Genomic DNA, 23,038 nt, shown 5'->3' with positions numbered 1-23,038 from the left:
ATGCCCGGGACCTGGATCCCGGGCATAAAAGCTGCTGATCAGCCGCTCAATTCGATTGGCGACGCAGGAACGCCGGGATTTCCAGCTGGTCGTCTTCCTGCATCATCCGGGCCTGCGGAACCGCCCGGCCCTGCTCGTCGAGATTGCCGCGGCGCGGTGCGTAGAGGCTCGCTTCAGGCGACAGCGGACGGCGCTGCTGCGAAGCGGCCGGCGGTGCGGCAGTCATGTCGGCGGCAACGGCTTCGTCGTCGCGGCGGCCAAGCGAATTGGTGATTCGCTTCAGCAAGCCCATCGGACCGCGCTCTTCCGCTGCGTGCGCGGAAGCCGGCTGCGTGCGGTGGTCGAGTTCGGCCTGGACGACCGGCGGGAAATCCTCGACCTTCGGCATGCGCATCGGTTCGGGCGCCTGGCGGATGATCGGCTCCTGCCGGACCGGCTGCTGCTGGACGGGCTGGCTCATGACCGGCTGGCTCATGACGGGCGCCGGAGCCTGCTGCTGCACCTGAGGACGCAGCACCGGAGCTTCCGGTGCAGGCGCGAAGATCTTGCTCTGCGGACGGAAGGTTTCCTGCTGGACCACAGGCTGCTGTACCGGTGTGGCGGCACGCGGGGCCGGGAATTCGAGCTCGCGTTCCATCTCGGTTTCGCGGATGGTCTGCGCGATCGGATCCATGACCTTCGGTGCCTGCATCACGGGGGCAGGCTGGACTGCGGCCGCTGCCGGAGCAACAGCCGCGGAGGGACGGATAGCAGGCCTCGCGGCCGGCTGAAGGTTGCGCTCGGCTGCCTCGCTGATCGCCCGGTCGATACCGGTTGCGACGACGGATACGCGGATAATGCCTTCAAGCGATTCGTCGAAGGTGGCGCCAAGGATGATGTTGGCGTCGGGATCGACTTCCTCGCGGATGCGGGTCGCGGCTTCGTCGACTTCGAAGAGGGTGAGGTCGCGACCGCCGGTGATGGAGATCAGCAGACCCTGGGCGCCCTTCATCGAGGTTTCGTCGAGCAGCGGGTTGGCGATTGCGGCCTCGGCGGCCTGCAGCGCGCGGCCGGAGCCGGAGGCTTCGCCGGTGCCCATCATAGCGCGACCCATTTCGCGCATGACCGAGCGGACGTCGGCGAAGTCGAGGTTGATCAGACCTTCCTTCACCATCAGGTCGGTGATGCAGGCAACGCCCGAATAGAGAACCTGGTCGGCCATCGCGAAGGCATCGGCGAAGGTCGTCTTGTCGTTGGCAATGCGGAAGAGGTTCTGGTTCGGAATGACGATCAGCGTATCGACAGACTTCTGCAGTTCCTGGATGCCCATCTCGGCCAGGCGCATGCGGCGCCCGCCTTCGAAATGGAACGGCTTGGTGACAACGCCGACCGTCAGGATGCCCTTGTTGCGGGCGGCCTGTGCGACGACGGGCGCAGCGCCGGTGCCGGTGCCGCCGCCCATGCCGGCGGTGACGAAGCACATATGCGTGCCGTTCAGGTGATCGATGATCTCGTCGATGCACTCTTCGGCGGCCGCCCGGCCGACTTCCGGCTGCGACCCGGCGCCGAGACCTTCGGTGACGTTGGCGCCGAGCTGGATGACCCGTTCGGCCTTCGTCATGGTCAGCGCCTGGGCATCCGTGTTGGCGACGACGAAGTCGACGCCCTGGAGACCGGCGGTGATCATGTTGTTGACGGCGTTGCCGCCACCGCCGCCAACGCCGAATACGGTGATGCGCGGCTTCAGCTCTGTGATGTCAGGCTTTTGCAGCTTGATGGTCATGGTACCTGTTCCTTCTCTCTCTGGCCGCATCGCCACGCCGGCCAATCACTCAATTTCAGAAGCTTTCCTTCAGCCACTGGCCCATCCGGGCTATGCGGCTGTTATTTCCCCCAAGCGACATGAGCAGACCGCTCTGTGACGCATGTGTCTCCATGTCCGCGACCTGCGGATAGATCATCAGTCCGACGGCCGTCGAAAAGGCCGGGCCCTTGGCCGCCGTCGGCAGTCCCGAGACGCCCATCGGACGGCCGATGCGGACGTTGCGGGCAAGGATGCGGCGCGCCACATCGGCAAGGCCGGTCAGTTGGCTCGCGCCGCCGGTCAAGACGACGCGCTTGCCGACGATCGGGCTGAAGCCGGAGCGCTGGATGCGGTCGCGGATCAGTTCCATCGTCTCTTCGATCCGGGCCGAAACGATGCGCGAAACCAGCGCCCTCGGCACCTGCGACGGCTGGTCGCGATCATCCTCGCCGATCGGCGGGATCGAGATCAGCTCGCGCTCGTCGGAAGAATTCGAAAGCGCCGTGGCATGCACGACCTTCAGCCGCTCCGCGTCCTCGATGCGGGTCGAAAGGCCGCGCGCCAGATCGGTTGTGACGTGATGGCCGCCAAGGCCGACGGCATCGGTATGAACGAGCTTGCCTTCGGCAAAGACCGAGATCGTCGTCGTGCCGCCGCCCATGTCGATCGCCGCGCAGCCGAGCTCGACCTCGTCGTCGACGAGAGCCGCAAGGCCCGATGCATAGGGCGTCGCGACGATGCCCTCGACCGACAGATGCGCGCGGTTGACGCTGAGCTCGAGGTTTTTCAACGCCGAGCGCTCCGCCGTCACGACATGCATATCGACGCCGAGCGCATCGCCATACATCGCCAGCGGATCGCGGATGCCGCGCTCGCCGTCGAGCGAAAAGCCGGTCGCCAGCGAATGCAGCACCGAACGGTCCTGGCGCAGCGACTGCTGGCAGGCGGCCGACAGCACCTTCTTCAGATCATTGAGTTCGACTTCCTGGCCGCCGAGATCGATCGTCGCGGTGTAGATGTCGCTGCCGAGTCGACCGGCCGTCAGATTGACGATCAGGCTCTCGACTGTCAGCCCCGCCATGCGTTCTGCCGCGTCGACGGCCAGGCGAATGACGCCTTCCAGCGCATCGAGATCGGCAATTACGCCGGTCTTGATGCCGCGGGAACGCTGGTGCCCGATGCCGATGATCTCGATATTGTGCGTGCGGCCCGGCAGGATCTGGCTTTCCTCGCGCGGCGTCAGCCGGCCAATCATGCAGACGACCTTGGTCGAGCCGATGTCGAGCACCGAAACGACATGCGACCGCTTCGACGAAAGCGGCTTCAGGCGCGGCAATCCGAAATGGGATGAACCGAACAAGCTCATATATTTTGCCCCGCCTTCTTCAATTCCTTGGTACGCTCCGTCACCGCCGTCTGCCGGCGGACCGCAGCCTCCGGCGTCAGCTGAATTGCGGTCCTGTCGGACAGCCTGAGGTCGACCGCAGCAATGTCCCGCTCCAGGAGCTGGTGCTCCTTGTCGAATTTCGAAAGCGTTGCCAGCGCCTGGTCGATACCGTCTTCCGGCAGCTTGACGACGACGCCATTATCCATGTGCAGGTCCCAGCGACGGCCTGATATCCAGACATAGGCCTTCACGCGGGCCTTCACGTCGGGCCACTTGGCGAAGGCGTCGTCGAGCGACGCCGCTGCCGTTTCCGCATCGCGACCAACGACGAGCGGCAGCGCCGAAAACTTGTTGTCGCGTAGCGGTGCAATGACGCTGCCATTCTTCTCGATCAGCGACAGCTCCTGCCCGTGCTGCCAGATCGCGTAGGCTTGGCGCTCCTTGAGCTTTACCTCGATCGTCTTCGGATAGATCTTGCGGACCTCGACACTTTCCACCCAGGGCAGATGCGCGATCTTCCGGCGGGCGGCATCAACGTCGAGGGCAACCAGCGAGGTGGTGCCGTCGAGGCCGATCAGCTGCAGGATTTCGATTTCGGAGGTCTCCGAATTGCCGGAGACCTTCACGTCCTCGATTGCAAAACCCGCCGCCGTCGTCGTCGCCTGCGCGACGGCTTCGGTGTGGCCGCCAAGCGACATGCCGTAAAGCCCGGTCGCAGCCAGGAAAGCCAACGCCGAAACCGTGCCCGTATGGGCCGGGATGTAGATGCGGCCGCTGCCGAGGCTGATCAGGAAACGGGTGACGCGGCGCAGCGGACGCGGCAGCACGAACCGCTCTTCGGCTTCCATGACCGGGAGCACGGCATGATGGCTGGGGCGCCCTATCCTCTTGACTGTCAACGCAAACAAGACGCGTCCTCCACCATCCACCGGAGAAACTCACCAAAGGAATAACCGGCATGACCGGCCATTTCGGGCACAAGCGAGGTTGGAGTCATGCCTGGTTGGGTATTGACCTCCAGCCAGATGATTTCGCCGTCTTCGGAGAAACGATCGTCGTAACGAAAGTCGGACCGACTGACGCCGCGACAACCGATTGCCTGATGCGCCCTTAGGGCCAATGTTTGTATTTTTTGGTAAATATTCGGTGAAATTTTCGCCGGGATGACGTGTTTTGAACCGCCCGCCGCGTACTTGGAATCGTAATCATAAAAATTGTGGCCCTGCGGCACCACCTCGGTGACACCGAGCGCCGTCTCACCCATGACGCCACAGGTCAGTTCGCGGCCGTAGACGTAGCGCTCGACGAGCACCGCTTCGCCATAGTGCCACTCGGGCGAACTGACGACCTGCGGCGGATGCGCCTGATCTTCCGTGACGATGACGACGCCGAAGCTCGAACCCTCACGCACCGGCTTCACCACATAAGGCGGCTTCATTGGGTGCGTCGAGGGAAAGGCGAAACGATTGATGACTTGTGATTCGGCGACCGGAATGCCGGCGGCGGCAGCGACAAGCTTCGCCTTGTCCTTGTCCATTGCCAGCGCCGAGGCAAGCACACCCGAATGCGTATAGGGGATTTCGAGATATTCGAGGATGCCCTGGATGGTGCCGTCTTCGCCGAAAGGCCCATGCAGCGCGTTGAAGACGACATCGGGCTTCAGCGCAGCAAGCTTCTCGGAAACGTCACGCGCGACATCGATGCATGTCACGTCGAAGCCTTCCGCTTCGAGGGCCCCTGCGCAAGCCTTTCCCGAGGAAAGGCTGACAGGCCGTTCCGAGGAAAATCCGCCCATCAGGACCGCGACATGCTTGCGACTCATCAACACCCCCAAAAATAACTTTCATTCTCGAAATAGACGCTTGCGCGAAGCTGTCGGCGCCGCGTCAGGCCTTTGCCCGACCCGAATGCATTAGAGCATCATTATGGTTAATGAAGTGTTTACTTTCGTTAACTTCCTCTTCCCATGCGCGGCATTTGTCCGTGCCGACAAAAAAGCCCGCGCAAAAAAATCGCGCGGGCTCAACGGGATAGCTCCGGATCCTGCAGTCAGTCGGCGTCGTCGAGGAATTTCCAGACGAGACCGCCGAGCGCGCCGCCCGCAAGCGGTGCAATCCAGAACAGCCAGAGCTGCTGCAACGCCCAGCCGCCGACGAAAAGCGCCTGGCCGGTGGAACGTGCCGGATTGACCGAGGTATTGGTCACGGGGATGGAAACGAGATGAATCAGCGTCAGCCCGAGGCCGATCGCCAGCGGCGCGAAGCCCGCAGGCACCCGGCTGCCCGTCGATCCCAGGATGATGATCAGGAAGAACATTGTCAGCAGCACTTCGATCAGCAGTGCCGAAAGCAGCGAATAACCGCCCGGGGAATGATCGCCATAGCCGTTGGCGGCAAAGCCGCCGAGTTCGAAACCCGCCTTGCCGGTGGCAACGAGATAGAGCAGCGCTGCCGCGGCGACGGCGCCGACAAGCTGGACGGCGATATAGGGAAGGAGGCGCACGGCGGGAAACCGTCCGGCAACGGTCAGACCAAGGGAGACGGCGGGGTTGAAATGGCCGCCCGAAATGCCGCCCACGGCATAGGCCATGGTGAGCACGGTCAGGCCGAAAGCAAAGGCCACCCCGACAAAACCGATACCTAGCTCGGGATAGGCCGCGGCCAGGACGGCACTGCCGCATCCGCCGAAGACAAGCCAGAACGTGCCGAGAAACTCGGCAACCAGACTCTTTTGCATGCGCGCCTCCTCAACCTCAACCTCAACCAGAGAGGTCACAGTGAATCCGCCACAATTCGAGACCGGTCAAGCCGGCGGGAAATACTTCGGCAAGCTTCACGCAAGGATCGTGAAACGGCGCTTGCGAGGAAGCCTGACGGCCAGCGCGGCTTTTTTATTGATGCGGCCGACACTTCCGGGTAACCGGAGCATTCAGGTAAAGCGGGGAACAGATCATGCGATGCCTCATTACCGGCGCGGCCGGCTTTGTCGGCGGGCCTCTCGTCGACAGACTGCATCGAGAGCGGCTGTGGGAGCTTCGGGTGACGACGCGATCCGCAACCGCCAGGTTTCCGGCAGATATGCGGAATTTCCCCATCGACATAACAAGCGAAACGGACTGGACGGCAGCTCTCGACGGTGTTGATGTCGTCGTCCATCTCGCCGCCCGCGTGCACATCATGAATGACCGCGCAGCCGATCCCCTGACGGAATTCCGCCGGATCAACACCGCCGCCACGCTGAACCTCGCCGAACAGGCCGCACGCGCCGGGGTAAAGCGGTTCGTCTTCATCAGCAGCATCAAGGTCAATGGTGAAGAGAACGACAGGCCCTTCCGCCACGACGACACGCCGATGCCGCTTGATCCCTATGGCGTTTCGAAGATGGAAAGTGAAATCGGGCTGCATGAAATCGCCAAGCGTACAGGCATCGAAGTCGTCATCATTCGGCCGCCGCTCGTCTATGGGCCCGGCGCCAGGGGCAACTTCGCCCTGCTCGTCGGACTTGTCCGCAAAAGAATACCGCTCCCCTTCGCGTCACTGAAGAACCGCCGAACGCTGGTTGCGCTTCCAAATCTCGTCGATCTGATCGTCGCGGCGATGACGCACCGGGGCGCTGCCGGCCAGACCTTTCTCGCCGGCGACGGAGAAGATCTTTCAACGCCCGGGCTCATCGAAGGGATTGCCGCAGGCTTGGGTGTCAAACCGATGCTGCTCCCCTTCCCGCCCGCACTGCTGCAGCTGGGCGCGAGAGCAACGGGAAAAGACGCCGTCTACCAGCGCCTTTGCGGCTCCCTGCAAGTCGACATATCCCACGCCCGCAACGTGCTCGACTGGTCGCCCGTCGTCACCCCGCGCGAAGGTCTGAAGCTTGCCGTGACGTAATACTTATTCGCTGGTGACGCCGTGGAACGGGCGCACTTCGCGGCCGGGCATGAAGACGCCGAGGCGCTTGATTTCCCATTCGAGCTTGATGCCCTCTTTCTCGAAGACCTCGCGGCGCACCTGTTCGCCGAGATATTCGAGATCGTAGCCGGTCGCCTGCCCCATATTGATCATGAAGTTGCAATGAAGCGACGACATCTGCGCACCGCCGATAACGAGACCGCGGCAGTCCGCCTCGTCGATCAGCTTCCAGGCCGAATGGCCCGCCGGGTTCTTGAAGGTCGAGCCGCCGGTCTTTTCGCGAATCGGCTGTACCGTCTCGCGGTGATTGCGAACGGCGTCCATCTCGGCGCGGATCTGGGCGCGATCCTCAGGATAGCCCTCGAACAGCACCGAGGTGAAGATCAGGTCGGCAGGCGCTGTGGAATGCCGATAGGAGTAGCCCATCTCGGCATTGGAAAGCACGTGCTTGTTGCCCTTGCGGTCGACCGCGTTGACCTCGATCAGCCGCTCGCGCGTCTCGACGCCGTTGGCCCCGGCATTCATGCGCGCCGCGCCTCCGATGCTGCCCGGAATACCGTAGAAGAAATGAAAGCCTCCGATGCCGTTGTCCATCGCCATCGCCGCCACATGTTTATCCGGGCAGATGGTGCCGGCCAATATGCGGTTTTCGCCGGCAAGCTCCACGAAGCCGAAGCCCTTGGCCGACAGGCGCAGCACGACGCCAGGAATGCCGCCGTCGCGCACCAGGATGTTGGAGCCGACGCCGACCACCGTCAGCGGCACCTCTTCCGGCAATATCTTCAGGAAGGCGACGAGATCGTCGATGTCGTGCGGCTGGAACATCAGTTCGGCCAAGCCGCCGGCCCTGAACCAGGTGACGCGGTCCATGGGGGCATCCGGGGTGATACGACCGCGAATATCCTTTACACCGTCTCCAAGAGACGCGAGAAGCTTTTCCCCATTCACCTGTTTCATGCGGACTTTCCCGATAGGCCTTCCAGTTGCTTGGGCAGCGCCGCCGCCCAGGATGTGATGCTCCCAGCCCCCAACAGAACCACGAAATCGCCAGGCTTTGCAACCTCCGCAACCATCTGCGGCAGAAGTTCCGCCGAGGTGAGAAAGCGGGCGTCGCGATGGCCGCCGGATTTGATCCGCGAGACCAGCGACACGGAATCGATTCCCTCGATCGGATCTTCGCCCGCCGCATAGACCGGCGCCAGGAAAATGCTGTCGGCGTCGTTGAAGCAGGCGGCGAATTCCTCGAACAGGCTTGCCAAGCGGCTGTAGCGGTGCGGCTGGTGAACCGCGATGATGCGCCCCTTGCAGGCTTCGCGGGCAGCGCGCAGCACTGCCTTGATCTCGACGGGATGGTGGCCGTAGTCGTCGAAGATCTGCACCCCGTTCCATTCGCCGGTCAGCGTGAAACGGCGCTTGACGCCGCCGAAGGAGGCGAGCCCCTTGGCGATATCGGCGCTCGATATGCCGAGCCGGTTGGCGACGGCGATCGCCGCGGTTGCGTTGGATATATTATGCCGCCCGGGCATCGGCATGACCAGCCCCTTGAGCTCGATCACCTGGCCGGTGCGGCGGCGGCGAATGGCGACATCGAAGATCGAGCGTGTGCCGTCGATGCGCACATTGGTGAAGCGCACGTCGGCCTGCGGGTTCTCGCCGTAAGTGATGATCTTGCGGTCCTCGATGCGACCGACGAGCGACTGCACCTCGGGATGGTCGAGGCACATGACGCCGAAGCCGTAAAACGGCACATTCTCGACGAACTGCCGGAAGGCGGCGCGCACGGCGTCGAAATTGCCGTAATGGTCGAGATGCTCCGGGTCGATATTGGTGATGACGGCGACATCGGCCGGAAGCTTCAGGAAGGTGCCGTCCGATTCGTCCGCCTCGACCACCATCCACTCGCCCTCGCCCATACGGGCATTGGTGCCGTAGGCGTTGATGATGCCGCCGTTGATGACGGTCGGGTCGAGACCGCCGGCTTCGAGCAGCGTGGCGACCAGCGAGGTGGTGGTCGTTTTGCCATGCGTGCCGCCGATGGCGATCGCATTGCGGAAACGCATCAGCTCGGCGAGCATTTCGGCACGACGCACCACCGGCAGCAGCTTTTCGCGCGCGGCGATCAGTTCCGGATTGCTCTTCTTGATCGCCGTCGAGACAACGACGACTTCGGCATCACCGAGGTTTTCCGCCCGGTGGCCGACAAACACCTCGATGCCTTTATCGCGCAGGCGCTGGACATTGGCGCTGTCTGATTGGTCCGATCCCTGCACCTTATGGCCGAGATTGTGCAGCACCTCGGCGATACCGCTCATGCCGATGCCGCCGATACCGATGAAATGGACGAGACCGATCGCCTTCGGCAGTTTCATGCGCGTGTCCTCTTGAATTCCGCTATTGTCCGTTTGGCGGCAATAGCCTCAACCATGTCGGCAAGCAAGTTCGCGGCATCGGGTTTGCCGGCGCGTTTCGCCGCCGCCGCCATATGCGCAAGCTTTTCCGGGTCGTTCATCACAGCTGTCAGGATCGCCGCGATCTTCTCCGGCGAAAGCTCCGACTGGGAGATCACTTTCGCCCCGCCGGTGGCCGCCAGTGCGGCGGCATTGGCCGCCTGGTCGTGATCGAGAGCATGCGGGTAGGGCACGAGCACGGCAGGCCGGCCGATGACCGAGATTTCCGAAACGGTCGAAGCGCCGGAACGGCAGATGACGAGGTGCGCCTTTGCCAGCCGCTCGGCCATGTCGGTGAAGAAGGGGGCGATGTCGGCCCCCATCTCCAACTGCGCGACACAGCCGCCGACCATTTCCATATCCTCGGGGCGCACCTGCTGGGTGATGCGCAGCCGCAGGCGAAGCGCGTCTTCGAGCAGGCTGATCGCCGTCGGCATCGCCTTGGAGAAATATTGCGCACCCTGGCTGCCGCCGAAGACGACGAGATTGAAGGCTTCGCCGGTATGCGAGGGCGTGTAAGGCACCTCGGCGGCGGCGATGATTGCCGGGCGGACCGGATTGCCTGTTGTCACCGTCTTCTCCGGGAAGGCGCCGCCGCCTTCCGGCAGGAAACCGCCGGCGATACCCTGCACGCGGGTCGCCAGGGCCTTGTTGGCGCGGCCCATTACGGCATTCTGCTCGTGGATCATCGCGGGCACGCCAAGCCGGGTGGCGGCAAGCAGCGGCGGCACGGTGGGATAACCGCCGAAACCGACGACGATGACAGGCTTCAGCCGCTGGATCAGCGTCTTTGCCGCCCGCATACCGCTCCACAGCGTCCACAGTGAACGGGCGACGGCAGCCGGATTCTTCGAGCCGATCGTTGCCGACGGCACGACATGGATCTCCTCGGCCGGGAACTTGCCGGCATAACGCTCGGCCCGGCTGTCGGTGACGAGATGCACCGAATAGCCGCGGTCCTTCAGCTTAAAGGCCAGCGCCTCCGCCGGGAACACATGGCCGCCGGTTCCCCCGGCGGCAAGCAGCACGATGCCTTTGCTCATAAGCTTTTACTCCGCCGGCATGCCGTGCGGGACGCGGAAAAGGCTCCGATCCTGCGCACGTTTTTCCGGTCGATGGCGCGTCAGCGCCAGAATGAAGCCGGCGGTGACGCAGATCGCCACCATCGACGAGCCGCCGTAGGAAATCAGCGGCAGCGTCATGCCTTTTGCCGGCAGCAGTTCGAGATTGACGCCGATATTGATGATCGACTGGATGCCCATCTGCAGCACCAGGCCGGCAACGGCGAAGCGATTGAAGTCGTTGCGCTCGCGATAGGCATGCGAGAGGCCGCGCAACACCAGCACGGTAAACAGCGCCACCAGCGCCATGCAGAAGACAATGCCGAACTCCTCAGCCGCGACCGAAAAGATGAAGTCGGTGTGCGCATCCGGAATGATGCGCTTGACGATGCCCTCGCCCGGTCCCTGGCCGAACCAGCTGCCGCGGATGATCGCCTCGCGCGCCGTGTCGATCTGGAAAGTGTCGCCTTCGCCGGTCATGAACTTGTCTATTCGCAACGCCACGTGCGGGAAGACGTAATAGGCGCTGAGCAGGCCGCCAGCACCACCAATGCCGAGCAGCATGATCCAGATCCACGGCATGCCGGCCATGAAGAACATCCCGCCCCAGACGGCCGTCGTCAGGATGGTCTGGCCGAGGTCAGGCTGCGCGACGAGCAGCGCCGCGACAATGGCAAACAGGATGATGGCGAAGAGATTGCCGGGAATTTCCGGCTGGCGCGCATGTTCGGCAAACAGCCAGGCGCAAACCACGACGAAGGCGGGCTTCATGAATTCCGACGGCTGGATGGAAAGGCCGGCGATCCAGATCCAGCGCCTGCCGCCCTTGACCTCCTGCCCGACGAACAGCACCAGCACCATCATCGCGAGCGAGATGATCAGCAGCAGGATCGCCGTTCTCCGCACCTGCCGCGGTGTCAGGAACGACAGTCCGAGCATGACGGAGATAGACGGGATCATGAAGGCGGCATGGCGCTTGACGAAGTGGAAGGGCTCGAGCCCGATGCGCTCGGCAACCGCAGGAGAAGCCGCAAACGACAGCATGAAGCCGATGCCCATCAGGAAAATGAACATCGCCAGGAAGAAGCGGTCGATGGTCCAGAACCAATCGGCCAGAGGCCCACGTTCCGCGCGGCTTACCATGTCATTTCTCTCCTGTTGCCGAACGGATCAGCATCGCAATTCCGTCAAGTGCTGCCACGTGTCCGACGAAGGCTTCACCCCTGACTTCGAAATTCTTATACTGGTCGAAGCTTGCGCAAGCCGGGGATAACATAACGACCGAAGCGGCCGCCTCGTCGCGCTCGGCATCGGCCGCCGCATGCACAACCGCTCGCTCCAGCGTGCCCGAGATCTCGTAAGGCACGGCCTCGCCGAGCGTGGCTGCAAATTCCGCGGCCGCCTCGCCGATCAGATAGGCTTTGGCGATGCGCGGGAAATAGGGAGCAAGCGTGGTGATGCCGCCTGATTTCGGCAGGCCGCCGGCGATCCAGTAGATGCGATCATAGCTCGAAAGAGCAGGTGCGGCAGCATCGGCATTGGTCGCCTTGGAATCATTGACGAAAACGACGCGGCCACGCTGCCCCACCGGCTGCATGCGGTGCTTGAGGCCGGGGAACGAGGCAAGGCCGGCGCGGATGTCGTCAGCGGAAACACCGACGGCAAGGCAGGCGGCCACAGCTGCGGCGGCGTTCTGCGCATTATGGCTGCCGCGCAGCGTCTGGACGCCGTCGAGATCGGCGAAGGGCAGCATGGCGCCACCGGCTGCCTGAATGAGCCTGGTGCCCTCGGCGTAAATGCCTGATGCCACCACGTTGCGGCGCGAAATGCGCACCACCTTGACGCCTGCCCGCTCGACGCGGTCGGCAATTAAGGCCGAATGGCTGTCGTCGATGCCGACGATCGCCACATCGCTGCCGGCGACCAGCCGTTCCTTGATGTCGGCATAATGCTGCATCGTGCCGTGACGGTCGAGATGATCGGGTGTCAGGTTGAGCAGGATGCCGGCCGAAGGGTTCAGCGTCGGCGCCAGATCGATCTGGTAGGAGGAGCATTCGACAACGTAATAACGCTTGGCCTTCGGCGGATCGAGCGTCAGAACGGCGGTGCCGATATTGCCGCCGAGCTGCGTGTCATAACCCGCCGATTTCAGAATATGGGCGATCAGCGCCGTCGTCGTCGACTTGCCGTTGGTGCCGGTGATGGCGATGAACGGGCAATCCCGCGCATGGGCGCGGCGCTCGCGCACGAAGAGCTCGACATCGCCGACAATATCGACGCCGGCGGCGCGCGCAAGATCGACGGTCCAGTGCGGCTTCGGATGAGTGAGCGGCACGCCGGGCGACAGCACGAACAGCGCCTGCTGGCTCCAGTCGATAGTGTGCAGATCTTCCGTCCTGATGCCTTCGGCCGAAGCCTTGGCGACGCTGTCCGGATTGTCATCCCATGCGGTCACCTCGGCGCCGCCTGAAACCAGCGCCCGGGCGGTGGCGAGGCCGGAGCCGCCGAGCCCGAAGAGCGCGACCTTCCTGTCCTTGAGCGTCGTGATCGGGATCATCGCCGCCTCACCGGAGTTTCAGCGTCGAGAGGCCGAGCATGGCAAGACCGACGGCAATGATCCAGAAGCGGATCACCACCTGGCTCTCGGTCCAGCCCTTTTTCTCGAAGTGGTGATGGATCGGCGCCATCAGGAAGACGCGCCGGCCGGTCATCTTGAAGAAGCCGACCTGGATGATGACCGAGAGCGTCTCCATGACGAAGAGGCCGCCGATGATCGCCATGACGATCTCGTGTTTGGTGGCGACGGCGACGGTGCCGATCGTACCGCCGAGGGCCAGCGACCCCGTGTCGCCCATGAAGATGGCGGCCGGCGGGGCATTGAACCAGAGGAAGCCAAGGCCGGCGCCGATGACAGCGCCCAGCACGACGGCAAGCTCACCGGTGCCGGGCACGAAATTGATCTGCAGGTAGTTCGCAAAAACCACGTTGCCGGCGAGATAGGCGATGACGCCGAAGGAGGCGGCGGCGATCATCACAGGCACGATGGCGAGCCCGTCGAGGCCGTCCGTCAGGTTGACGGCATTACCGGCACCGACAATGACGAAGCCGCCGAAGACGACGAACATGATGCCGAGATTGATCATGAAGTCCTTGAAGAAAGGAAAGGCGATCGACGAGCCGAAGGTCGAACCGGCAACGCCCGAGGCAAGGGCAGTACGCATCATGAAATAGACGGCGATGCCGGCAATGACGAATTCGATGCCGAGGCGCGCCTTGCCCGAGAAGCCCATATGGCTCTGCTTCGTCACCTTGAGATAGTCGTCGTAGAAGCCGATCGCGCCGAAGCCGAGCGTCACCAGCAAGGTGGCGACGACATAGACGTTGGAGAGATCGGCCCAGAGCAGCGATGCGCCGACGATGCCGGCAAGGATCATCAGCCCGCCCATGGTCGGCGTGCCGGCCTTCTTGAAATGGGTCTGCGGCCCATCGGCGCGGATCGGCTGGCCCTTGCCTTGCCGGATGCGCAGCGAATTGATGATGGTCGGCCCGAACAGGAAGACGATCAGCGCTGAGGTGAAAAGAGCGGCGCCTGTACGGAAGGTAATATATCTGAACAGGTTCAGAAATTTGAAATATTCCGACAGTTCGACAAGCCAGATCAGCATTCAGGGCCCCTTGTTTACCCGATCAAAGTTCGCGTTGCGTGTCGGAAAATGGCGGGAACTTGTCAAGGAGCGCGGCGACGATCTTGCCGAAACCGATGCCCAGAGACGATTTCACCATCAACACGTCGCCCGGTGCGACCGAGTCCAGTACATAATCCGCCAATTCGCCGGTGTTCTCGCGATACTCGACATGGACGCTTTCCGGCAATGATTCCTTGAGCGCCGCCATCTCTGCGCCGGCGAGCCAGACATGTGCGATGCCGGCTGCAAGCAGCGGCACGGCGAGATCGGTATGGACCTTCTGCGCATAGTCGCCCATCTCCAGCATGTCGCCGAGCACGGCGATACGGCGCCCGCGGCCGGCCGGCTCGGAGGCCGCCAGCAGTGCGATCGCCGCCCGCATCGAAGCTGGATTGGCATTGTAGCTCTCGTCGATCAGCGTGAAGCTGTCCCTGCCATTGCCGATCGAAAGGCGGTGGCGCTTGCCCCTGCCCTTTTCCGGCTTCAGCGTCGCCAGCGCTTCGATCGCCTTTCCCATGTCGGCGCCGACGATCCTGACGACCCCGAGTGCTGCGAGCGCATTTTCGGCGATATGGCGGCCGGGCGCGCCGATCGCGACCTCCAGCGTCTCGCCGCCGATCGTCAGCCACAGCGTCGAATTCTCGTCCGAGCCGTTGAATTCCGCCAGCCGGAATTCAGCCTTGGCGTGCTGGCCGAAAGAATGAATATGCTCGATGCCGAGCGACTGCGCCGTACGATCGAGGAAATTAAACTGGTCGTTGTCGCGGTTGAGCACGACATGGCCGCCGGGCTCGAGCCCTTCGAAGATCTCCGCTTTGGCGGCAGCGATCTCCTTGATGTTCTTGAAATTGCCGAGATGCGCCGGTGCGATTGTCGTGATGATGGCCACATCGGGACGGATCATCTCGACCAGCGGCCGGATCTCGCCGGGATGATTCATCCCGACTTCGAAGACACCGTAATCCGTATCCTCAGGCATGCGCGCCAGCGTCAGCGGCACGCCCCAATGGTTGTTGAAGGAGGCGACGGAAGCATGCACCTTGCCGGAGGACGACAGCACGTGCCGCAGCATTTCCTTGGTCGTCGTCTTTCCCACAGATCCCGTCACCGCAATGATCCGGGCCTTGGAGCGCTGGCGCGAGACAAGGCCGAGCCGGCCGAGTGCGGCGAGCACATCTTCGACGACGATCATCGGCACCGTCAGCCGGCCCATGGCCGGAAGCCGCGCCTCACTGACGACGAGAAGGGAGGCGCCGTTCGCCATCGCCATCGATGCGTAGTCGTGACCGTCGACACGGTCGCCCTTGATCGCGAAGAAAGCCTCGCCTGGAGCAATCGAGCGGCTGTCGATGGAAATGCCGGTGATGCCTTCGGGCAGGGCGCCGAAGGGGCGCCCCGCCATTGCTGCGATCATATCTTCGGTCGTCCAGAGCCAGCTCAAGATTGCAGTTCCTCCAAGGCCTTGCGCACCTCCGCATGATCGGAGAACGGCAGCGTGACCGTGCCGATTGTCTGCCCTTCCTCATGCCCCTTGCCGGCGACGATCAGCGTATCGCCGGATCTCAACATGCCCACAGCCTCGCGGATCGCCGTGGCGCGATCGGCAATTTCCGAGGCGCCCGATGCTGCCGCCATGATCTCCGCCCGGATCGAGGCCGGCTCCTCCGAGCGCGGATTGTCGTCGGTGACGATAACGACGTCGGCAAGTCGGCAGGCGATTTCGCCCATGATCGGCCGTTTGCCGCGATCACGGTCGCCGCCGCAGCCGAAGACGACGACGACACGGCCGGTGGTGAAGGGCCGGACCGAGCCCAGCACGTTTTCCAGCGCGTCAGGCTTGTGGGCGTAGTCGACATAGGCGAGCGCACCGTCTTTCGTATGGCCGACCAGTTCGAGACGGCCGGACGCGCCGACGAGCTTCTCGAGTGCGGCCATCGCAACCTTCGCCGCTACGCCGGTCGACATGGCAAGCCCTGCCGCAACCAGCGCGTTGGCCACCTGGAAATCGCCGGCCAGCGGAATGTCCACCTCGAAGATCTCGCCGTCGATATGGATTTCGGCCGTCTGCTTGTGGCGGAAGTGCTCGACGCGTTTCAAGGAGAGGTAATCGCCCTTGCGCCCCACGGTGCGCACGTCGTGACCGGCTGCCGCAGCCGCCTTGATCGCCTCAGCCGACCACGGATCGTCGGCAAAGATCACCGCCGGTGCACCCTTCGGCAGCAGCATATCGAAAAGCCGCATCTTGGCGGCCATATAGGCCTCGACCGTGGGATGATAGTCCATGTGGTCGCGGCCGAGATTGGTGAAGGCGGCGGCGGCAAGCTTGACGCCGTCGAGCCGGCTCTGGTCGAGACCGTGGCTGGAAGCCTCCATCGCCGCATGCGTGACACCTTCGCCGGCGAGTTCCGCCAGGAGCTTGTGCAGCGACACCGGATCGGGCGTCGTCAGCGAACCATATTCGTTGCGAGTCGGCGAGACGACACCGGTTGTGCCGATCATCGCCGCCGTAAGCCCTGCATGCGCCCAGATCTGCCGGGTGAAGGAAGCGACGGAAGTCTTGCCCGCCGTGCCGGTGACGGCGACCATGGTCTCCGGCTGTCTGCCGAAAAAGCGCGAAGCGGCGATCGACAGGAAGCGGCGCGGCTCCCTGACCACAAGCACCGGGATGGAAGCCTCGACGGCCTGGGAGGCGACCGCGACGGCGGCACCCCGGCCGGCGGCATCGGCGATGAAGCCCGCACCATCAGCCTTGGTGCCGGCGACCGCCACGAAGACATTGCCCGGCGCCACATGACGGCTATCTGAAGACAGGCCTGAAATATCGAGCAGACCTGCCGGGCCTTCGAGCTGTGCTTCAATTTCCGGAAACTGATCTCCGGCCAGGTCTCGCAATTTCATCGAATGCATTTTTCTCTCTTGAAGCCGGTCCACCCCTCGCGAATCGGCGTCGATATTCATTCACACTCAATAAGACACCAGCAAGGCCGATCCGCCCTCCCCGAATTTCGGCTCGATGCCGAGGATAGGAGCTGCGCGGCTGATGATCTCGCGGGCGATCGGGCCTGCGGTACCGGCAGAGATCGTTCCGCCATATTGCTTCTCGCCGGTTTTCGGCTCGTCGCAGAAGGTGATCACCGCATATCTCGGATCGTTGATGGGGAATGCGGCAATGAACGAGTTGAAGTTCAAGGTCGCGGAATAGCGGCCGTTCACCACCTTGTCGGCCGTCCCGGTCTTGCTGCCGACGGCAAAGCCCGGCACGCGGGCGACGCGGCCCGATCCCTTGTATCCATTGAAATCGAGCAGATAGCGGATTTCGTCGCTGGTCGTCTTTTTGATGACCTGCGTGGCGATCTCATCGGCCTGGTCGCGCGTGCGCGGCAGGAATGTCGGCTCGATCAGCTTGCCACCATTGACGAGAGCCGCGGCCGCCACCCCTGTCTGCAGTGCCGTCGTCGAGACGCCGTGGCCGAAGGAAATCGTGATCGAGTTGATCTTCTTCCAAACCCTCGGCTGGCTCGGCATCTTCACCTCAGGCAGTTCGGTCTGCATCTTGGTCAGCAGGCCGAACTTGGTCAGATAGTCTTTCTGCGCGTCGATGCCGACGATATCGATGACGCGCGCCGTGCCGATATTCGAGGAATACTGGAAAATCTCGGGTACGGTCAGCCAGCGGCGCTGACCGTGGAAATCGTGGATGGTGAAGCCGCCGATATAGATCGACTTGCTGGCATCGAAAGTGTCGGTCATCTTCACCTTGCCGGTGTCGAGCGCCATCGCCAGCGAAAAGGTCTTGAAGGTCGATCCCATTTCGAAGGTGCCGTTGGTCATCCGGTTGAGCCAGCCCTCTTTAGCCCCTTCCTGCGGATCGTTCGGATCGAAATCCGGCGCCGAGGCCATGGCCAGCACTTCCCCGGTATGCACGTCGATGACGGCAGCACCCGCCCCCTTAGACTGGAAGTTGTTGACGGCGTTGACGACTGCGTCCCGGACGATGTTCTGGACGCGCAGGTCGATCGAAAGCCGCACCGGTTCAAGCGGCTGGTCGCTGGTCATGCCGACCGAGGCCAAATCGGCAAGCCCCTGATCGTCGATATATTTCTCCATGCCGGCGACGCCGCGGTTGTCGATATTGACGTAGCCGAGGATATGCGCGGCGGTCGAACCGCCCGGATAGAAGCGGCGCTTTTCCGGCCGGAAGCCGATGCCGGGAATGCCGAGTGCCAGGATCTGGCTCTGCTGCTTCGGCGTCAGCTGCCGGCGCAGCCAGGCGAAATGCGAGGTTTTGACCGAGAGCTTCTTATAGGTATCCCGGACGTCGAGTTCGGGCAGAACAGTCGCAAGCTTCTCGACCGCCTCGTCGGCATCGACGATCTTGTTGGGTTCGGCAAACAGCGAGACGGTGCGGATGTCAGTCGCCAGCACCTCGCCGTTGCGGTCGAGTATGTCGGGGCGCGAGGCCATCAGCCGATCGGGCGGCAGGATGCTGGAGACGACTTCCTGATCCTTCATCGCATATTCGACGAGGCGGCCGCCGATAATCACGTAAATCCCCATGAAGCCGAGGATCAGCAGGCCGACACGGCTTTTTGCCTGCCCCGACTTCTTCTTGCGGGATCCTTCGATCGCTAGGCCGGCGGGCGAAGGACCGCCGAACCGGTTATAAACGCCGGCGGAGAAATGCGCTTGGCTCTTCAAAACCATGATGCGGGAAAGAAACGACATTATTCCACCGACCCTGTTTCGATCTCGTCTGCATCGTCCTCCGGCTCGGCGCGCGGCGCGGGCTTGGGAACGGGCTGCGCCTTCGTCGCGACCGTCGCGCCGGCCAGGCTCGCGCCTTTGGCGCCGGCCTTGGCCTCGGTCACGTCGGGCACGGGAACCTCGGACTTCAGCATCGGCAATTCCTTGGCATGCACCAGCGCCGTCGATTGCGTCGGTTGCAGCTGCAGTTCGTCGTCATAGGCCTTGACCAGCCGCTCTAGCCGGTTCGGCTGCGATTGCAGCGCCCAGTCGGCCTTGAGAAGGTCGATCGTGTCTTCCTCGAGCTTGATCTCGGCTTCGAGGCGATGAACCTCCTCGAGCTTCAATTCGGCGCGATGCTTGATCGTGTAGGTGACGGCGGCGGTGGCCGTCATGACGCCGATGAGTACGAGATCGAACGTTTTCAGCATATCAACCTCCAAGCTTTCCGAGACTGGCGAGATTGGGAAACCCGAAGAGCGACATATCCGCAGCCTCGGCGGCGGCATCCGTCCTCAGGCCGGCGCGCAGTTTGGCGGAGCGGGCGCGCGGATTGATCTCCGCCTCCGCCTCGCTTGCCGAAACCATCGGCTTGCCGATCGCCGCGAAAGTTGCCGCCCGCTCGTGCGCGACCGGAAGGTGCCGCGAGCCAGATGCCTTGCCGGCGCGGTCGGAGAAGAATTTCTTGACGATGCGGTCTTCGAGCGAATGAAAAGTGACGACAACGAGCCGGCCGCCCGGCTTCAGCGCCGCTTCCGCCGCAAACAGCGCTTGCGCGAGTTCGCCGAGCTCATCGTTGACGAAGATGCGCAAAGCCTGGAAGACGCGCGTTGCCGGGTGGATCTTGTCCTTCATCTTGCGCGGTGTGACCAGCTCGATGAGGCCGGCAAGATCGCGCGTTGTTTCGAACGGCTTTTCCTCGCGGCGCTTCTCGATCGCATGCGCGATGCGCGGCGACTGGCTTTCCTCACCGAGGAAATGAAAGATGCGGATGAGATCGGCGACCTTGGCGCGATTGACGACATCGGCCGCCGAAACGCCTGCAGCCGACATACGCATGTCGAGCGGCCCGTCCTTCTGGAAAGAGAAGCCGCGCTCGGCCTCATCGATCTGCATGGAGGAAACGCCGATATCGAGCACGACGCCATCAAGCCCACTTTGCGGCGCATGATCGGCAAGATGCGAAAATTGCGAATGAACGAGCTTGAGACGGCCACCATGGGCGGCAACCATTGCCTGGCCCGATGCAATCGCGCTGGGATCACGGTCGAGCGCGATCACCTCGGCGCCGGCCGCAAGAATGGCGGAGCTATAACCACCCGCACCGAAGGTACCGTCGAGGATGAGCTTGCCGGGCGCAGGCGCCAGCGCTGAAAGCACCTCATCGAGAAGAACAGGAATGTGACGAACCGGTCCGCCACCGGCATCAGTTGAACCTCCGCCAGGATTCGCCACCATTCCGTTCCCTCGTTCTTTCAGGAACGCTTGCCCGCCAGCTTGCGCTCCCCTCGTGCCTGCGCCTGCGCAGCCACAAAAGCCTGCGGCTGCCAGAGCTGAAAATGATCCGCCCGACCGACGAAAGTCACTTCGTCCGAGATGCCGGTAAAGCCGCGAATGAAATCCGTGACCATCAGCCGCCCCTCGGCGTCGAGCCTCATGAAGACCCCGCCTCCATGAATGAGAAGCGACATCTCGTTCGCATCCGGCGAAAACGGATCCTCCGCAGCAATCTGCCGTTCGAATCTTTCGAGAAGATCCGGACCGCCGACACTGATCGCCGGAAACACAAAGTCCTGGAAGCAATAGAGCTCCAGAACATTGCGCTGCACCAGCACGGAACGGAACGCCGAAGGCACGGAAACCCTGCCCTTGGCATCGATCCTGTTGGTCGCATTCGAAAGGAAGCGGCTCATCACACGAAACATCCGTTCCCGCAGGGATCCGGACCAAAAGACGCCCGAAACTCCCGATATCAGGCACAGCTTCGCAAGCCGGACGAGTGAAAACCCCTCCGACGCTTCCGGAGAGGAAGACGCCTTTGCTTTGCGATGAATGGGCAGGTGATTGCCCCGGTGCAGTGCGCATTTGGGATAGCATGGGACCATATGGGCGTCAATGGGATACGCCCATTTTGCAATAGACGCATGATCAAAAATTTATAAGCCGTTAAGTTTAACAAAGGGTTAGGATCGCCCTCTCGCGATGGCGCGCAGCGGCGCTTTTGAAAAAAGAATTTTCAACAGGCGGAGTGCATAAGCATCCACTTGAAAACATTCTATTTCAGCAGTTTACGGGGAAGTGATTCTTGAAGTCAGGGCTTGATCGCGCCACAAGAGTTAATCGCCAGTTGGCCTGTAAGCCGGGTTCTGTATGGCTCCGGCGTGAACCGGAACGTGGCAGCCATTCCTCTGGGACAGCGCTCGCACGCTGCCTCGCGCAACCCACCCGGATGACTGGCCTGGAAACCGGCCGGAAGGCCTTTCGGCCGCCCGCGTCATCCCTATTCGGTCTTGCTCCCGGTGGGGTTTACCGTGCCATTTCCGTTGCCGGAGATGCGGTGGGCTCTTACCCCACCCTTTCACCCTTACCTGTCATGACAGGCGGTTTGCTTTCTGTGGCACTTTCCCTGAGGTCGCCCTCGCCGGACGTTATCCGGCACCGTGTTTCCGTGGAGCCCGGACTTTCCTCACCCTACCGCCTTTCGGCATTGATAAAGCGCGGCTGCCCAGCCAACTGGCAGGGCTCCCATAAACGACAGAAACGGTAATTGCCACCGAAATCAGAATTTAATTAGCGAAATTGCGGTGTGAAATCCGTGGAGTAGCCCTGTTCGCTGATTCTGCCTGCTAAAAGCAGCTCGGCCCCAAGCCGGCCGATTTCGTCCGAGCTCTTGGCCGAGGTGCCGGCGCAGCCCGTCAGCACCGCGATTCCAGGCGATGAAGTATAACCGATCATCGGGTAGCCGCTTTGCGTCTGCGACACGACGCAGGCTGCCGTCGAAATCGAGAGCGGCGCCATGTCGGGCACGAGAGCTTCGACGATGCGTTCGAGATATGCGCGAACGGTCTCGCGCCCCTCGGTTCTGAACCAGGCGCGCATCTCCATCTCGTCGCCGAGCGCCAGATCGTCGGGGTCGCCGCCGATCTTCAGGTAGAATTTGCCGTCGGGATAACGGATCGGCGGCAGCAGATAAATATGGATACCGGGCACATCGAGAATGAGCGAGGGCATGGCCGCAAGACGCGCCGCATCGGTCTCGCTCACCTCGAAAAGCGTTACCGTCCTACCATAAACCGTCATCGCAACCGGACGCGCCAACAGATTCTGCGCAATGGAAAATCCGCCCGCTGCCAGCAACACCTTTTCACCGCGATAGCTCCGACCGCCTGCGGTCCGGACGACAGCCGACCCGCCCTCGCTGCGGATCGAGACGACATGGTCTCGAATGATGGCGGCACCTGCCTTTTCCGCCAGCATCGACTGTGCCTTGACCAGGCTGCGCGGGCTGATATGGCCGGCGCCCTTCGCCTCGAAGACGCCGGCGGCGCCATCGGGAAAGGCGAAGAAGGGAAAGGCGGCCTTCAATCCGGCCTCGTCGAGAAGACTGGTCTCGACGCCGAGCGAAACGGCGGCCTGCCGGGTTCTTTCGAGATAGTCGCTTCCGTCAGGCGCGACAACGACACAGCCGATTTCTCTATAGAAGTCGACGGCGCTGTCGCGGGCAATCTCGTCGTAGCGGCTGATCGAGCGATTGGCCAGCAGCGCCCAGTCGCGATCCGGATCGATGGTGCGGGTGATGCGGCCTTCGTCGTAATGACTGGCAAAGACGCCTTGATGCGTCCTGCGGTCATCGGGCTCATCAGGGCCGATGACGGCGACGCCATCCGTCTGGCGTGCCAGATATTTTGCGGCCGCGGCACCCATCATGCCGCGGCCGATAACGATGAACCTGAAATCGACTGCCATATCGCACCTCGCTAATTTCGAGCGATACCATGGCAATCATCCTGAATCATCCAGCTCTTGTCA

Annotated in this window: 19 protein-coding genes and 1 other RNA gene; 1 reads left to right on the top strand and 19 read right to left on the bottom strand. The window is 62.6% G+C overall.

What is annotated here, in order from left to right; genetic code table 11:
• Positions 1 to 46: 46 nt before the first annotated feature.
• The 5 genes from ftsZ to aqpZ all read right to left on the bottom strand — a co-directional run bounded on the left by ftsZ (position 47) and on the right by aqpZ (position 5,906).
• The gene (gene ftsZ, locus ATY29_RS33930; RefSeq protein ID WP_003565032.1) at positions 47 to 1,762 is read right to left on the bottom strand and encodes a cell division protein FtsZ; all 1,716 of its coding nucleotides are present in this window, start codon (positions 1,760 to 1,762) and stop codon (positions 47 to 49) included.
• Positions 1,763 to 1,817: 55 nt separating this feature from the next.
• Entirely contained in the window at positions 1,818 to 3,149 is a 1,332-nt protein-coding gene (gene ftsA, locus ATY29_RS33925) for a cell division protein FtsA (protein WP_003565034.1), read from the bottom strand.
• A complete protein-coding gene (locus ATY29_RS33920; protein WP_025416629.1) occupies positions 3,146 to 4,078 on the bottom strand; it encodes a cell division protein FtsQ/DivIB in 933 nt (310 codons plus the stop codon). The genes ftsA and ATY29_RS33920 overlap by 4 nt, the downstream gene beginning before the upstream one ends.
• Positions 4,066 to 4,992 (bottom strand): D-alanine--D-alanine ligase, encoded by a 927-nt coding sequence (locus ATY29_RS33915; RefSeq protein WP_097534109.1) that lies wholly within the window; start codon positions 4,990 to 4,992, stop codon positions 4,066 to 4,068. The genes ATY29_RS33920 and ATY29_RS33915 overlap by 13 nt, the downstream gene beginning before the upstream one ends.
• Before the next feature lie 227 nt (positions 4,993 to 5,219).
• Entirely contained in the window at positions 5,220 to 5,906 is a 687-nt protein-coding gene (aqpZ, locus tag ATY29_RS33910) for an aquaporin Z (protein ID WP_097534108.1), read from the bottom strand.
• 215 nt (positions 5,907 to 6,121) lie between these two features.
• On the opposite strand from aqpZ, the gene ATY29_RS33905 reads away from it, so the two are divergent.
• A complete protein-coding gene (locus ATY29_RS33905) occupies positions 6,122 to 7,051 on the top strand; it encodes a UDP-glucose 4-epimerase family protein (protein WP_097534107.1) in 930 nt (309 codons plus the stop codon).
• Positions 7,052 to 7,054: 3 nt separating this feature from the next.
• Here the strand turns inward: ATY29_RS33905 and murB are convergent, their stop codons facing one another.
• From murB to ATY29_RS33835, 14 genes are all read right to left on the bottom strand, one after another.
• Positions 7,055 to 8,029: a UDP-N-acetylmuramate dehydrogenase gene (murB, locus tag ATY29_RS33900; RefSeq protein ID WP_003565045.1), complete on the bottom strand. Its 975-nt coding sequence runs from the start codon at positions 8,027 to 8,029 to the stop codon at positions 7,055 to 7,057.
• Positions 8,026 to 9,441, bottom strand: a complete 1,416-nt coding sequence (gene murC, locus ATY29_RS33895; RefSeq protein ID WP_003565047.1) for a UDP-N-acetylmuramate--L-alanine ligase — start codon at positions 9,439 to 9,441, stop codon at positions 8,026 to 8,028. Before murC ends, murB begins: the two co-directional genes overlap by 4 nt.
• Entirely contained in the window at positions 9,438 to 10,562 is a 1,125-nt protein-coding gene (murG, locus tag ATY29_RS33890; RefSeq protein ID WP_097534106.1) for an undecaprenyldiphospho-muramoylpentapeptide beta-N-acetylglucosaminyltransferase, read from the bottom strand. The genes murC and murG overlap by 4 nt, the downstream gene beginning before the upstream one ends.
• A 6-nt stretch (positions 10,563 to 10,568) precedes the next feature.
• Complete coding sequence (ftsW, locus tag ATY29_RS33885) at positions 10,569 to 11,723, bottom strand: putative lipid II flippase FtsW (protein ID WP_003565051.1); 1,155 nt, start codon at positions 11,721 to 11,723, stop codon at positions 10,569 to 10,571.
• 1 nt (position 11,724) lies between these two features.
• Positions 11,725 to 13,137 (bottom strand): UDP-N-acetylmuramoyl-L-alanine--D-glutamate ligase, encoded by a 1,413-nt coding sequence (gene murD / locus ATY29_RS33880; protein WP_097534105.1) that lies wholly within the window; start codon positions 13,135 to 13,137, stop codon positions 11,725 to 11,727.
• Between the two features lie 7 nt (positions 13,138 to 13,144).
• The gene (gene mraY, locus ATY29_RS33875) at positions 13,145 to 14,245 is read right to left on the bottom strand and encodes a phospho-N-acetylmuramoyl-pentapeptide-transferase (RefSeq protein ID WP_003565055.1); all 1,101 of its coding nucleotides are present in this window, start codon (positions 14,243 to 14,245) and stop codon (positions 13,145 to 13,147) included.
• Between the two features lie 22 nt (positions 14,246 to 14,267).
• Positions 14,268 to 15,707 carry a UDP-N-acetylmuramoylalanyl-D-glutamyl-2,6-diaminopimelate--D-alanyl-D-alanine ligase gene (locus ATY29_RS33870; RefSeq protein WP_097534104.1) on the bottom strand — a complete coding sequence of 480 codons (1,440 nt, stop codon included), beginning with the start codon at positions 15,705 to 15,707 and terminating at the stop codon, positions 14,268 to 14,270.
• Entirely contained in the window at positions 15,704 to 17,224 is a 1,521-nt protein-coding gene (locus ATY29_RS33865) for a UDP-N-acetylmuramoyl-L-alanyl-D-glutamate--2,6-diaminopimelate ligase (RefSeq protein ID WP_193550387.1), read from the bottom strand. Before ATY29_RS33865 ends, ATY29_RS33870 begins: the two co-directional genes overlap by 4 nt.
• A 6-nt stretch (positions 17,225 to 17,230) precedes the next feature.
• On the bottom strand, positions 17,231 to 18,991 hold the full coding sequence (locus ATY29_RS33860) for a peptidoglycan D,D-transpeptidase FtsI family protein (RefSeq protein WP_025416637.1): 1,761 nt from the start codon (positions 18,989 to 18,991) through the stop codon (positions 17,231 to 17,233).
• Positions 18,991 to 19,440, bottom strand: a complete 450-nt coding sequence (gene ftsL, locus ATY29_RS33855; RefSeq protein WP_003565063.1) for a cell division protein FtsL — start codon at positions 19,438 to 19,440, stop codon at positions 18,991 to 18,993. Before ftsL ends, ATY29_RS33860 begins: the two co-directional genes overlap by 1 nt.
• A gap of 1 nt (position 19,441) precedes the next feature.
• Complete coding sequence (rsmH, locus tag ATY29_RS33850; RefSeq protein ID WP_003565066.1) at positions 19,442 to 20,467, bottom strand: 16S rRNA (cytosine(1402)-N(4))-methyltransferase RsmH; 1,026 nt, start codon at positions 20,465 to 20,467, stop codon at positions 19,442 to 19,444.
• A gap of 17 nt (positions 20,468 to 20,484) precedes the next feature.
• Positions 20,485 to 20,922: a division/cell wall cluster transcriptional repressor MraZ gene (gene mraZ / locus ATY29_RS33845; RefSeq protein WP_164895913.1), complete on the bottom strand. Its 438-nt coding sequence runs from the start codon at positions 20,920 to 20,922 to the stop codon at positions 20,485 to 20,487.
• A gap of 426 nt (positions 20,923 to 21,348) precedes the next feature.
• Positions 21,349 to 21,746: RNase P RNA component class A (gene rnpB, locus ATY29_RS33840), an RNA gene on the bottom strand.
• Positions 21,747 to 21,799: 53 nt separating this feature from the next.
• On the bottom strand, positions 21,800 to 22,975 hold the full coding sequence (locus ATY29_RS33835) for an NAD(P)/FAD-dependent oxidoreductase (protein WP_097534102.1): 1,176 nt from the start codon (positions 22,973 to 22,975) through the stop codon (positions 21,800 to 21,802).
• Between the last annotated feature and the right edge of the window lie 63 nt (positions 22,976 to 23,038).

This window comes from Rhizobium hidalgonense (genome assembly GCF_002914525.1).
GTDB lineage: Bacteria > Pseudomonadota > Alphaproteobacteria > Rhizobiales > Rhizobiaceae > Rhizobium > Rhizobium hidalgonense.
Note: the sequence above shows the minus strand (reverse complement) of the source record. Positions and strands in the feature narration are given on the sequence as shown.